The sequence below is a fragment of the Limnospira sp. PMC 1279.21 genome (genome assembly GCF_032349615.1).
Lineage (GTDB): Bacteria > Cyanobacteriota > Cyanobacteriia > Cyanobacteriales > Microcoleaceae > Limnospira > Limnospira fusiformis.
Genome location: NZ_JARPLU010000050.1, coordinates 15489 through 28642, shown reverse-complemented (window position 1 = coordinate 28642; position 13154 = coordinate 15489). Strand labels below are relative to the sequence as shown.

At 43.9% G+C, this 13154-nt stretch carries 11 protein-coding genes and 1 pseudogene; 3 read left to right on the top strand and 9 right to left on the bottom strand.

Annotated elements, in window-relative coordinates; translation table 11 throughout:
* Nucleotides 1-101 precede the first annotated feature (101 nt).
* The 5 genes from P5683_RS10080 to P5683_RS10060 all read right to left on the bottom strand — a co-directional run bounded on the left by P5683_RS10080 (nucleotide 102) and on the right by P5683_RS10060 (nucleotide 5248).
* A complete protein-coding gene (locus tag P5683_RS10080) occupies nucleotides 102-743 on the bottom strand; it encodes an HAD hydrolase-like protein (RefSeq protein ID WP_315639804.1) in 642 nt (213 codons plus the stop codon).
* 367 nt (nucleotides 744-1110) lie between these two features.
* A complete protein-coding gene (locus P5683_RS10075) occupies nucleotides 1111-1464 on the bottom strand; it encodes a DUF1257 domain-containing protein (protein WP_006617969.1) in 354 nt (117 codons plus the stop codon).
* 150 nt (nucleotides 1465-1614) lie between these two features.
* Nucleotides 1615-3144 carry an AAA family ATPase gene (locus tag P5683_RS10070; RefSeq protein WP_006669383.1) on the bottom strand — a complete coding sequence of 510 codons (1530 nt, stop codon included), beginning with the start codon at nucleotides 3142-3144 and terminating at the stop codon, nucleotides 1615-1617.
* Nucleotides 3145-3253: 109 nt separating this feature from the next.
* Nucleotides 3254-3604, bottom strand: a complete 351-nt coding sequence (locus P5683_RS10065) for a hypothetical protein (RefSeq protein ID WP_006624065.1) — start codon at nucleotides 3602-3604, stop codon at nucleotides 3254-3256.
* A 174-nt stretch (nucleotides 3605-3778) separates the two neighbouring features.
* On the bottom strand, nucleotides 3779-5248 hold the full coding sequence (locus P5683_RS10060; protein WP_187758494.1) for a hypothetical protein: 1470 nt from the start codon (nucleotides 5246-5248) through the stop codon (nucleotides 3779-3781).
* A gap of 286 nt (nucleotides 5249-5534) precedes the next feature.
* Between P5683_RS10060 and P5683_RS10055 the strand changes: the two genes are divergently transcribed.
* Nucleotides 5535-7004 carry a phytoene desaturase gene (locus P5683_RS10055; RefSeq protein WP_046320813.1) on the top strand — a complete coding sequence of 490 codons (1470 nt, stop codon included), beginning with the start codon at nucleotides 5535-5537 and terminating at the stop codon, nucleotides 7002-7004.
* A gap of 60 nt (nucleotides 7005-7064) precedes the next feature.
* Nucleotides 7065-8015, top strand: a complete 951-nt coding sequence (locus tag P5683_RS10050; RefSeq protein ID WP_006669380.1) for a ribonuclease Z — start codon at nucleotides 7065-7067, stop codon at nucleotides 8013-8015.
* On the opposite strand, the gene P5683_RS10045 is transcribed toward P5683_RS10050, so the two are convergent.
* Nucleotides 7991-8662, bottom strand: coding sequence for an N-acetylmannosamine-6-phosphate 2-epimerase (locus P5683_RS10045; RefSeq protein WP_006669379.1), 672 nt, complete (start codon nucleotides 8660-8662; stop codon nucleotides 7991-7993). The genes P5683_RS10050 and P5683_RS10045 overlap by 25 nt on opposite strands.
* 56 nt (nucleotides 8663-8718) lie before the next feature.
* Nucleotides 8719-10596, bottom strand: coding sequence for a GAF domain-containing hybrid sensor histidine kinase/response regulator (locus P5683_RS10040; protein WP_046320810.1), 1878 nt, complete (start codon nucleotides 10594-10596; stop codon nucleotides 8719-8721).
* A 325-nt stretch (nucleotides 10597-10921) separates the two neighbouring features.
* Here P5683_RS10040 and P5683_RS10035 point away from each other — a divergent pair, with 325 nt between their 5' ends.
* Entirely contained in the window at nucleotides 10922-12073 is a 1152-nt protein-coding gene (locus P5683_RS10035) for a hypothetical protein (RefSeq protein ID WP_006669377.1), read from the top strand.
* Nucleotides 12074-12105: 32 nt separating this feature from the next.
* Here the strand turns inward: P5683_RS10035 and P5683_RS10030 are convergent, their stop codons facing one another.
* A complete protein-coding gene (locus P5683_RS10030; RefSeq protein WP_006669376.1) occupies nucleotides 12106-12795 on the bottom strand; it encodes a DUF4340 domain-containing protein in 690 nt (229 codons plus the stop codon).
* 26 nt (nucleotides 12796-12821) lie between these two features.
* Nucleotides 12822-13154 (bottom strand): annotated as a pseudogene (locus P5683_RS10025) (ABC transporter); the annotation flags it as partial.

Genomic DNA, 13154 nt, shown 5'->3' with positions numbered 1-13154 from the left:
AGCTTCCTTGGGTTTGACATATCTGGCAATAGGTTTATCCTCAACTCTTCTCGCTTCTTATACCATATTGCCCTAAAATATTAACCTAATTTGAGATTAAATCATGCTCTCAACTCTTCAGCGCGATGGTGTCCTGAAGCGATCGCGATCGCCCTCGCCCCAATCGCTTGACCGCAGCGCACATCATGGGGCGTATCACCAATAACATATAATCGATCCGGCGTGAGTTTTCCTAACTGTTGCTCGGCTAAAATCATAGCCCGTTGTGCAATTTCCACCCGCTCGCGCGATCGCCTGGAAAACGCGCCTAGGGGGAAGTATGAATCCAGACCATAGTGAGCCAATTTAGCCCTTCCCCCGGCTTCCATATTTCCCGTTAAAACCAAAGATAAAACATCGGTGCGCTGTTGCAAATTCTCCAAAATTTCCCGCACTCCCGCCAACACATATCCCCGACATCGCAGCAACATTTCGGGGAGATGTTTAATGTAGAGTTTCTCAAGTTGTTCGATATTTTCCGCCGTCGGTTCAAGATTGCACTTTTCTAAAATCCTGCTGCAAATATCCCAATCTGTCAATCCCGCCATATTCAAAGCTGACAAATCCGTGCGATCGCCTATTAGATCTGCGATCGCTGCTTCCATCGCCGCTCTCCCCGCCCCTTTAGTGTTTAAAAGTGTCCCGTCAATATCCCAAAATAAAACCGTTTTCAACTGCTCAAATACTCCCTTTTCCCTATTCAAGTTGACTTACAGCTTGTTCACCAGTCGCTTAATAGATTGCCCTCACCCTAAATCTGGATCCCAGAGAGGGAGAGGGACTTTGAGAGGTGATCAAATGATTTCTGAACAGGCTGTATTAACCCGCCTTGATAATGCCTCCGGGTTAATCCCCTGGGCGGGTAATAACTCAGCTAGTTCCCCCACTAATGCCTAATTATCAAGCCATCAAGTCAATGGGAGAATCACCCCGTTGATGTTAATAAACCCGCCCAAAACCAAGATGGTAGCATGGTCAGGGCCGTTTCCATGGTTAAATTAACTAGCCACACAAAAAACGGGTTAACCCGTCATAATGGTTAACCCGCCAGCTTGGGAACGCTCAGAGATTCTATTTTTGAACAACCAGTTTGACGTTTGCGCCTTGGAGACCACGCTGCTTAACATCAGCCAAAGTCTTGTTAACGGCGTATTTTTGATTAATAGAGTTGATCAACTCAGTTTGGTTGTGTTTTTTAGCAACACCCCACAGGTCAGCGATCAAATCGTAGCTTCCATCGCTATTGCGAGACCAACCCAGGTCATACTCGCCATCAAGGACGGCAACCAAGTCGGCACGGACGCGCTGGCCGTTGTAACCGCGAACGTCAGCGTTGGAATTCACAGAGATACCCAGATCACGCAGAGAAGATTTCAGGATTTCGGCATCGGTGATCTTGGTACGCAGTGTGCTAAAGTGAGACATTTAGGTATCCTCCTAGTGGAACTAAAAACGAAACAACAACGGTTTTGATTTGAACTTTAATCGCTCTTCGTGGGATGCAAAGACGATTGTGATAGAAACTGCTAGCGAATGTGCTAGCCTTTACTCCTGTTTGGACCAGGAGAAAGCCTGTTAGAACTCCATGCGCTGATATTCAGCGACGGAGGACGCAGCCGGTCGCGCCCGCTGTCTGGCCCAGTCTCGTAGCGCTGTGACCTGTTCCTTCATAGTTTTGGACAGCGGTAGGGTTGCCTTAATGGCGGCGATGATGTCGAGCTGCGTAAACTCGCGATCCTGAGCAAATGCCTCATACATGGCAGCGATTAGGGCTTGCTCAATTTCCGCTCCTGAGAAGCCCTCAGATATGGTAGAGAGCTGATCGATATCAAAGCGATCAATATCTGAGCGACGTTTGGAGAGGTGAATCTGAAAAATAGCTTGTCGTTCTTCCTTGGTGGGTAAGTCTACAAAAAAGATTTCGTCAAATCGTCCTTTTCTGAGGAACTCACCGGGAAGCCTTTCGACTCGGTTGGCGGTTGCCATCACGAACACGGGGGATTGTTTCTCTTGCATCCAGGTTAGGAAAGAACCAAAGATGCGGCTAGATGTGCCACCGTCTGAATCAGCAGAGCCACTCCCTCCGGCAAAGGATTTGTCTAATTCATCGATGAATAGGATGGCTGGAGAAATCGATTCTGCCGTTTTGAGGGCGTTACGAAGGTTGGCTTCCGATCGCCCTACCATGGAGCCATCATAGACCCGACCCATATCTAATCGCAACAGGGGTAAACCCCACAGCCTAGATGTAGTTTTAGCTATCAGGGATTTTCCACAACCGGGAATTCCCAAAATTAGCATCCCTTTGGGTTGGGGTAGACCATACTCTCGGGCTCGTTCGGTAAAGGCATTAGAACGCTGCTGTAACCAGTGTTTTAGCTCTTCTAAGCCCCCAACGGCATCAATGGTTTCATCAACATCTATGAACTCTAGGATGCCATTGCGCCGAATGAGTTGTTTTTTCTCAGACAGAACAATTTCAACCTCTTTATCAGTCAGCCTACCTGCCGTTACATGGGCTTTGCGGTACACTTTCTCAGCTTCATCTTTTGTTAAACCTAGGGTAGCCTTCAAGAGTTTTTCCCTGGTTTCGGTGTTGATGCGCTTAGAACGGCTTTGCTCAAGTTGGGCGGACAGTACCTGATTGAGTTCTGTCATGTCCGGTAGGGGGAAGTCAAGAACCACTACTTCTTTTTCTAGCTCGATGGGTACTTCTTGCACTGGAGACATCAAGATGATTGTCTTGTTTGTGTTTTTGAAGTTAGCGATCGCATCGCGTAAACACCGGGTTACCTCTGGGGAATCCTTAAAGGGGTGCAAGTCCTTAAAGATGTAAATACTGCCACTAGCATTTGGTTCTCTGTGCCGAATTACCCATTCGATCGCGGCTTGCGGTGATACGGTGTTAGACTGTACTGTGTTACGGGCTTGCTCCCCGCTGTATTGGGTCAGTCCCCTCGTTACTGTCCAAACGTATACTTCCCGCTGGCGCTTCGAGTTCTGTGCAATGGTGGCGATCGCCTGCTCAGACCGCTCCTCCTCGAAAGTCACGAGGTAGATCAGAGGATATCGAGCTTCAATTAGGATACTAAGTTCTTCTTGCATAGTCCTCGATCCAGGGTAGAGACGGTACAACGTTTACTAATGGTGTTTCCCCATATCCGATTGTGAGCACGACATCGCACTATCATCGAAGCTAGGTTTTTTGACTTCCTCAACAGGGAACGAGTTCTTCTTCTCCTGTGTGGGCAGTGGTTGAACCCACTTCTCGCACTTGCGTAACCGAAATTTCTTCGTCCGACAGTACAGTGGGTTGGTTCTTGAGTGATACCAATTCGCCTTGGTCTATGACCACGGAACTGGCACACTCGGGACAGGCATAAACCTTGTGGCTATGTCCGTGTAGTCCTTCTAACTCATCTACGATTTCTGGGTGGGTGAGATAGAAGACAAGAGCTTTTTCAGCTAGAGCGGACATGGGTTCCGATTCAACTGCTGCCTTGATTTTGAGTTGGCGATGCAGTTGAGGTGGAATATAGAGTGTTACCTTTTGCTTGCTTTGCATAGGACAGTGAACTTGTGTACCCGGGTATGTATGACAAGATAGCCGGTCTTTTTTCAGATGTCAAGCGGTTATGCTGCTATAACGTCAAACTTGTAATATTTCGTTACAATCATTGCCAAAAAAACTACTGGTGGGGTGGGTCAATTCACCGCACAGGGCTGGGCTACGGAGCGCTCAGTTCCTCCTGGGCCAGGGAATAGAGGGTTCAGCGACTAATTTTTGAGAGACAGCCCTCGCGCCGTAACGGTTGAGGTGGCTAGGGTCTACAAAATAATGGTATTGGGTGAGAGCCCTTTGGGAGAGGTCAATAAACAGGAACCCCTGCTGTCGGGAAAGGTATGTCATCCGATCCTGGAATTGACGTTCAGCAGACCAGCGCACAGAGTCTAAATAGCCTTGGGTCAGGGGAAGGTTAACCAAGACTAGGGAAATATTGCGCCCGCGAGTAAAGGCGACGACAGAATCAAAGGCTCTGGCTTGTACCCCCTGTAGGTTAAATGATTGATAGTCTCCGTCATAACGACCAGAGACATAAGGGCGACGTTGATAATAGGTCTGGGGATTATAGCGATCGCTTAGGGGTAGGAATCCTTGAGCATCAATGTTATCAAGAGATATGGGAGTCAGATTAAAGGGCTGTTGTCCAGGGCGATAGACTAAATCTGTTAGTTCCCAGTCTGCTGATGAGTCCGCCATGATCGGCTCTAAGGTGATATCCGGCTTTGCTTGGTAAAAATTGAATTTTGACCCCCTCGCCACACAAAGTGCTGGGAACTCGTGACAGGTGGTTGGGTAAGGTTGTGCTTGGGCTAGTTGGGGGCGGATACCAGAACCTATGCGTTGATGTCCCGCAGATGCTAAAACTGCTGCAAAGGTGCGATCAAAACGACCACTATTAAAGGCTCGCACTCCGTCAGCCCACAGAATCATCGGAGGTAAATGCTCTGGGGGTAAGATTTCCCTAATTAAATAGTTTACTAACTGGGCTGTAGCCCCATTGATGCCAAAGTTGAAAATTCTTAGGTTTCCGTAGCCTCTAGCGGCTAGGGAACGCTGCATTTGACTAGGATCGACTCCCTGAAGGGCGCGGGAACTGCCGACAATTAAAATGTCTGGCGTACCAACGGTGCTTAAATAGGATAGATATAGTTCTAATTGGCGATCGAAAAGTTCGCTGTCAAAACTGGGAAAAGCACTTACTGACCTGCTTCTGGCGGCTTGTTGTTGGGAGTAGGTCAGGTTACGCATATACTCTACTACTTTTCTCTCGGCAAAGCTGCGCCGGGGACTGCGGGGAGGGACGGCTTGCATCCATGCTACGGCTTGCACCCATTGACGGGCTACTTCGTCCCAATCTTCCTTGCTACGGGCGTTTTGGGCTAAATTGGAGGCTCTCAGAGCAAAACGCACTGATTCATCAAAGGGGTTGGTTTCGACGCAGTGATTGGATTTGGATATAATTTGATTGGCTGATTGGGCGATCGCATTGGGGACTGATTCTGATTCAGACACCTGGGCGGCGATCGCTTTTTCCGATACTTGGTTGTGTGCCGACTGTTGAGACTGGGAACATCCAGTCATAAGTACAATCGGTAACAGGGCTAAAATTTGGGCGGTGAACCGGAGACTATAGAATCTACTCATCGATGTTCTGACAAATGACGCTGAATACAGACAAGTTGGGTTTTAACTTTTCCGTCTGGAGAAGCCGCTAATTTCGATAAGGGTTTGATTTCCTATCTGCTTACCTAATTATGTCGGCTCAGGCTCCAATTGTGGGGACGGATCACCAAGGGCGATCGCCCTCTTTAAGTTAACTTAATGGGGAACCATTAGGCTCAGGTATTTGTAAAGGTCTCTATTTAGCACTTGTTTATTATTACATATTTTCAGATATTATAGTAACTATTCAGTGCGATTAACTAAAATCATGAATATTATCATTATTGGCAGTGGATTGGGTGGATTGGCTGCGGGGATTCGGTTGCAGGCTTTAGGTCATCAAGTAACTATTGTGGAGAAGCGAGATAAACCGGGAGGGCGGGCTTATTGCTATCAGCAGGATGGTTTTACCTTTGATGGCGGTCCCACCATTATTACCGCTCCTGGATTAATTGAGGATTTATTTACTTTAGCCGATCGCTCCATGTCGGATTATGTACAATTAGTCAAACTAGACCCTTTTTATCGGGTCAGATTTCCTGATGGTTCAGTGTTTAACTATAATGATAACTACGAGCAACTTATCGAGCAAATTCGAGAGTTTAATCCTGGGGATGTACAGGGATATCAAAGATTCTGTCGGGCGGCGGATTTAGTCTTTAGTAAAGGATTGCCTTTGATGACTAAACCTTTTCATAAATTTAGGGATATGCTGAAAGTTGCGCCCGCCATGATACAACTTCAATCCTATAAATCTGTGGCGGGATTTGTGAATCAATATATACAGGATGAACGGTTGCGCCAGGTGTTTAGTTTTCATCCTTTATTGATTGGTGGAAATCCTTTTAATAGTACATCGATTTATGCCATGATTCATAAACTTGAACAGGTTTTTGGGATTTGGTTTGCGATGGGGGGGACGGGTGCTTTGGTGGCGGCTTTGGTGCGACTTTTTGAGGAGATAGGGGGGGTTTTATGTGTCAATGCGGAAGTTGAGGAAATTGTGATTGATGAGGCTACCAGAAAAGCTAAGGGGGTGATTTTGAAGAGTCAGGAAATGTGGGAAGCTGAGGCGGTAGTGAGTAATGGTGATGTGGCGTTTACTTATCTCAATTTAATCTCACCCAAATTTAGGAGAAAATATAGCGATCGCCAAATTAAAAGCCTGCGCCATTCAATTTCTCTATTTGTAGTTTACTTTGGTACCAATAGACGTTATAATAATATGGCACACCATGAAATTATCATGGGACCAAATTATCGAGAATTAATGGATGATTTGTTTAGGCGAAAACACCTATCATCAGATTTTGCTCTGTATTTACACCGTCCTACGGCGACTGACCCATCCTTAGCGCCATCGGGTTGTGATTGTTGGTATGTGCTATCTCCGGTTCCTAATTTAGCAGGAGATACGGACTGGAAAATCATGGCAAAACCTTATCGCGATCGCCTAATTCAATTTTTAGAAAATCAATATATGCCCAATTTATCCCAACATATTGTCACCGAAAATTATATAGATCCGCTGCATTTTCAAAATACCCTTAACAGCTATTTAGGAAGTGCATTTTCCCTAGAACCTACCTTAATGCAGTCCGCTTGGTTTCGTCCCCATAATGTCAGTGAAGATATCCCTAATTTGTATTTTGTCGGGGCGGGTACTCATCCGGGCGCGGGGATTCCAGGGGTGATCAGTTCGGCTAAAATTGTGTCTAATTTGGTGGGTAAAGCGTGATATTTTGACAGGATGAACATTAACTAAAATCGCCATAGTAAAATCAAAGGAGTAGCCATTTTGCAGATTACATTTTTAGGCACAAGTTCAGGAGTTCCCACGCGATCGCGAAATGTTTCTAGTATCGCCCTACGTCTTCCCCAAAGGGCAGAACTTTGGTTATTTGACTGCGGAGAAGGAACCCAACATCAGTTTTTGCGTAGTGAATTAAAAGTCAGCCAACTGAGTCGTATTTTTATCACACATATGCACGGTGATCACATTTTTGGTTTAATGGGATTACTAGCTACCTGTGGTTTAGCCGGAAATGCTAACCGCATAGATATCTACGGACCCCCAGAATTAGAAGATTACTTAAAATCCTGCACTCGCTATTCTCAAACCCACTTTTCTTATCCGGTAAAAGTCCATCGCGTTAAACCTGGAATAATTTACGAAGACGAGGAATATATTGTCCGTTGTGGACCTCTCAAACATCGAGTTCCCGCCTTTGGATATCGGATCGAAGAAAAGGATCGCCCCGGACGTTTTTATGTGGAAAAAGCTCAAGCCTTGGGGATTCCACCCGGACCGATTTATGGTAAACTGAAAAATGGGGAAATTGTCACCCTTCCAGATGGTCGTCAAATTAACGGTTCTGCTCTTTGTGGAAAACCGGAAATCGGCCGTAAATTGGTTTATTGTACGGATACTGTCTTGTGTGAGGGGGCGATCGAATTATCCACAGGTGCAGATGTTCTCATACACGAGGCTACATTTTCTCATCTTGATGCTGATATGGCATTTCAGCGACTGCATTCTACGTCTACAATGGCGGCGCAGGTGGCTTTGGCTGCGGGAGTCAAAACTCTATTAATGACGCATTTTAGCCCCCGCTATGCACCGGGAAATGATATAGTTTTGGAGGATTTGTTAAAGGAAGCTAGGGCAATTTTTCCCCATACCAAAATGGCCTATGATTTTATGAGTTATGAGATTCCCAGAAATCAGGAATTAGTAGTAGCTTCTTGAAATCCCTGTACTAGGTAATCAATACCAGTGATAGCCGTACCGACGACGATCGCATTAGCGCCTAAAGCGATCGCCTGTTTAGCTAAAGTGGGGGAACTAATACCCCCCTCGCAAATCACCGGACAATCAAGCTGTTTAACCAATTGACTAAGAAGTTCAAAACCTGGGGGTGACAGGTGTTGAGTCGCCTCTGTGTAGCCATAGAGAGTGGTTCCCACACAGTCCGCCCCCGCTTCAACGGCTGCTATGGCTGCGGCTAAAGTATCTATATCAGCCATCACTGGTTTACCTAATTTTTGATGAATTTGGGCGATTAAAGATGCCACAGTTTCCCCGTCTGGGCGGTTTCTTAAAGTCGCATCAATAGCAATAATATCAGCCCCAGCTTGAGCGATCGCCGCCGCCTCTTCAAACCGAGGTGTAATATAAACAGAAAACCCCGGAAATTGTCGTTTCCATAACCCGATAATTGGTTGAGCGACCTGTTTTCGCACCGCCGTGATATGGGCGGGGGTATCAATTCGCACCCCTACCGCCCCCCGTTTAACTGCTGTTTTGGCGATCGCTGCAATAATTTCCGGATCATGTAACGGAGAGTCAACGGGGGCTTGACAAGATACAATTAAGCCAGACGGAAGGGTTAACATAGATATTTTTTAGATACCAATCATCCTCATCAAATTATAACATCTATTGAGTCAATTTAATCATAATTCTTTGTCCCCATCCCCAAGTTTAACGATTCAACTTGATTAAGTAGTTGATTAGGTAATATAGGTTTATTCAAACATTTATCAACCCCGAATTGTAAGGATTGTTCCTGTTCATCGCTGTTGGTAGTAAGGGCAACAATTTTAATTTTTTGGGTAGTGGCATCTTCCCTAAGATGACGAACAATATCATAACCATCTTGTCCAGAAATATGTAAATCTATGAAAATTGCATCTGGTTTGAGAAGTTGAATAGTTGCCAAAGCCGTTAAACCATCCATTAACCATACCACTTGATAACCAGCCGCTGTGAGTAATTCACAGATTAAAGTAGCAGTTTCCTCATCATCTTCAATCAAGACTAATCTACCTTGAGGAGTATCTGTATACATAGAAGGTAGGGAGGTTTTGTAATTAGAACTACTTTTGTTAATTAAAGGTTGAATAGGGATGTAGACTGTAAATTTAGTACCTAAGCCAACTTCCGATTCAAACTGAATGCTACCCCCATGCAACTCTACCAATTGCTTAGTCAAAGCCAACCCTAAACCCGTCCCACCATATTGGCGACGGTAGGGAGAATCTAATTGTTGAAACTTCTCAAATAATAGGGATTGTTGTTCCTTAGAAATGCCGATACCAGTATCTTTAACTTGAAAGATAGCCGTTTTGTCTTTCCGGGAAACTGTGAGGGTAACGCGACCACCTTTAGGCGTAAACTTAATAGCATTGCTTAATAGGTTGAGCAAAATTTGTCTAACCCGGCGATAGTCTGCCCGAAAAAGGTCTTGATCAACCTTAATTTGTAAGTTGACATTAACTCCTTTTTCTTTAGCAAAATCTCGCAAAGTATGTAAACATTGTTGAGCGAGTTTTTGTAGGGAAAATTCGCTGAATTTTAGGACGGTTTTACCGGATTCAACTTGGGACAAATCGAGAATATCATTAATCAAAGCCAGTAAATTTTCGCCGCTATCGTGAATAGTTTGCAGATAATGTTTTTGCTTTTCTAGGGGTAGGGCTGGAAAATTATCCGGCTGACTATATAACCTTAATAAAGTCGATGAAATCCCAATTACATGGGTTAAGGGTGTTCGTAATTCATGACTCATAGTGGCTAAAAATTCACTTTTAGCACGGTTGGCACATTGAGCGGCTAAGAGGGCATCATGAAGCGCTTGGGTGCGTTCTTTCACCCGTCTTTCTAAGGTTTGTTTTTGTTGCTGAACTTGGGCGTATAGTTGGGCTTGATAGATAGCGATCGATAGATGTTGAGTGATTTTACTAATAAATTTTTGCTCGCTTTCTTTCCATTGACGATCGCTAAAACACTGATGAGCAATTAATATACCCCAAAGCTGTTTTTGTACTAAAATTGGAGCCACCAGTTGCGCCGTCACCTGCTTTTGTTGTAAAATTGAATACAATTCGGGGGATGATTGATAGTAGAGTTTGATATTGGGGATGCAGTGGATGATAGATTTTTGATAGTATTGTTGATATTCGGGAACTTGAGCAAAGCAGCGATCGGCTTCTTCCCAGTCTAGGAGTGAGGCGATCGCATCGGAAGATTTAGCCTCATAGGTAATACTTCCATGAATCTGATCATGGCGATCGGCTTGAGGGACGGGAATTTCGGTATTTAGGTCAGGTTCATCTACATCAGGAGATAGGTCTTTAGTATGATCACCAGTCTGGACCTGATAGCTGTTTAACTGATAAATCACCAGGCGATCAACCTGCAAAAATTCCCGCAACTGTTGGACTGCAGTTGACAAAATCACCGACAGGTCAAGACTCTGGCGAATCTGGGTCGTCACTTGATTTAAAAGTCGCTCTCTTTCCAGTTGCTTATTTAGGGAATCATCCACAGGCTTAGTAAATATAGCGATCGCACAGATTTAACCAAACACAGACTTTTGCTGTACACTCTTAAAGATAGCACCAAACCACTCTATCTCATTTATAGCGCCTCCGATCAGGGTTCGATTCAGGGTTTTGGTCTCTCCATGTGGCTGATGTAGGCGTTTTCAGGGTCAAACTTGTTGCCAGATTATTTTAATATTTTTGTGGTAGTGGCTATCATATTCTCTGGTAGGGTGATCTACTTTTTTGACCTCAACCATTAAGCCTATCTCCCATAGCGATGACCGCTGGGACATGGTTTGATTGTATTTGTCTAAAAAATATAACCTTATGACTCAGCAATTACCCCTCACTCTTAACTCAACTATCGCCGACCTACCATGCCATAATTATCAGGTTAGTTGGGTAACTAGAGCCGACATTGTAGCGAAAGAACTCTACCAAAATCCCGAACTACCAGGGGTATTAATTATCGACGATTCCGAATTGATCGGGATGATTTCTCGCAGCAAATTTTTAGCAAAAATACATTTACCTAATTGGGAGGAAATTTACAGCAACAATCCGATTCAGAAAATTTTAGATTTTACCCGGATTCCTCCCCTGATGTTGTCATCAGATACTCTCATTAATGAAGCGGTACAACTGGCGATGAATCGGTCTGTCAATCTGATTTATGAACCGATTGTGATTATCTGGAGTGACCATGAATTTGGGTTGATAGATTTTCGGATTCTGTGTCAATCCCAAACAGTAATTTTACAAAAATCTCGTCAAATCCTTCAACAGCAAGAACAGACGAAACAGAAGTATTTTAATCTGTTAAATCAGGAAAAACAACGGATTAATGAGGCGAATCATAATCTCAATATTGAGAAAAATATTATGAAAAAGCTATATCAAAGTCGTTTTATAGAAAGGGAAAATGCCATTAATCAACATTATCAAAAAATCCTCAAAATTTATCAAGAAATTGTCCAGACTGGTCGGCTGGTTTCTAAGGAAAGTCATCGCGAATTTCATGCAATTTTTATCGGCGCTAATTCTATTCATAAAAATTCGGAAGATTTAGAGTCAGTGATTAAAAATATTTCTAGGGATTTGGAAACTATTAATTCCGCTTCGACAATTATGGCGGAAATTGTCCAAAAAGTCCGATATCTCTCGGTACAGGCTTCGGTTTTAACTTATCAACAAAGTTCGACTAATCAAACAGTTTTAAGTAAAATTAACCTAGAAATGAATCGACTGGTTAAACAAACTCTTGATTTAAGTCAACAAATGAATAATGTTTCTAGTCATTTTAAAGTTCATATTAATAACCTGAAAGATATCGCTCATAAAGAAGACGAAGTTACCCGCAAAATGATTTTAAACACTCAACGCGCTGAAATGGCGATCGCTGAATTGGATCAACTCCTAGAAAACCCTAATCTCGGTTTAACCAATCTAATTACCAACCTATCTAATCACCATAATTAATTGAATACAGTTAATCTAGTTGGCTAGTGATTTTATGTTTCTGGAGTGTCAACTTCTTCTGTCTCCATTTCGGTGGGAGTTTCGGTGGGAGTTTCTGGAGTTTCTGGGGATAATAAATCTTCCGCATCTCTAGCCATAATCCACTCATCTAGGGGGTGACTAATAGCATCTCGCGCGGTCTTAGAAATCACTAAAATCGAGATATTTTCGGGTAAAGTTTCGGGAGGATTGGTCATTGCATAAATTGCATCACCACTAAAATCCGACTTACCCAAAACCAGGCGATGAGTAGTTTCATCTCGTAGTTGAATTTGGATCGACTCTTGAGGATCAACCAATCCATAATCCTCTAATTGTGATTTAGAAATGGTTAATTTACTAATACCGGAGTTAGGATTCGATGCAATCCTCTGGGTATTTACCAGTTGATTTAAAACGGCATTCACCCTAGCAATATTAGCGGGATATTCCATAGGTTCAAGCATTTTCCAAGGGGTGATTGCATCAGTTTCATCTTCCCCAACCCGTTCAATTTTTAAAGTGCGATCGCCTGTTTCTATAATCAGAGATTGGATCTCATCTTGAGAAATATCAAAAATCCGATCTTGTCTAGCTTGGACTTGTTGCTGTTGAGACTTTCCGCGAATTTCCACCACATAAACACCACCCGCTAATACCAAAGCAATAATCATTAAAATCCGGGTTGATTGCTGCAATTTCATAACTAAACCTCCAAAGAAATGCTATCTTATCGTCGCCGCCACCAGAGGAAAGCTGATACAGCAAATCCAATTAGCGGGAAAATCACTAACGCCATCCAACTTAACAATCGACCTAATGGGGGAGTCATCAAAATCCGACGACTGGTAACCGGTTTAACCCCGATAGATAACACTTCTTGGTCTGGTTGACTCAGCCAAACAATAGTATTCACAAATATATCCCTATTGAGTTGTTGCTCAAGCCAGCCATCAGTCGCAAATTGAGAGTTTCCTAATACTACCAGTCTGGCTTCTTGACGAATTGCTGAGGTTTCCTCAGTTTCGGTAGTTTCCGCCGTGTCTGTAGTTTCCGGGGTGGG

Coding starts and splice junctions, on each gene's coding strand:
- P5683_RS10075 (WP_006617969.1), bottom strand. CDS start 1,464: ATGTCTCACTTTAGCACACTGCGTACCAAGATCACCGATGCCGAAATC.
- P5683_RS10070 (WP_006669383.1), bottom strand. CDS start 3,144: ATGCAAGAAGAACTTAGTATCCTAATTGAAGCTCGATATCCTCTGATC.
- P5683_RS10065 (WP_006624065.1), bottom strand. CDS start 3,604: ATGCAAAGCAAGCAAAAGGTAACACTCTATATTCCACCTCAACTGCAT.
- P5683_RS10060 (WP_187758494.1), bottom strand. CDS start 5,248: ATGAGTAGATTCTATAGTCTCCGGTTCACCGCCCAAATTTTAGCCCTG.
- P5683_RS10055 (WP_046320813.1), top strand. CDS start 5,535: ATGAATATTATCATTATTGGCAGTGGATTGGGTGGATTGGCTGCGGGG.
- P5683_RS10045 (WP_006669379.1), bottom strand. CDS start 8,662: ATGTTAACCCTTCCGTCTGGCTTAATTGTATCTTGTCAAGCCCCCGTT.
- P5683_RS10035 (WP_006669377.1), top strand. CDS start 10,922: ATGACTCAGCAATTACCCCTCACTCTTAACTCAACTATCGCCGACCTA.
- P5683_RS10030 (WP_006669376.1), bottom strand. CDS start 12,795: ATGAAATTGCAGCAATCAACCCGGATTTTAATGATTATTGCTTTGGTA.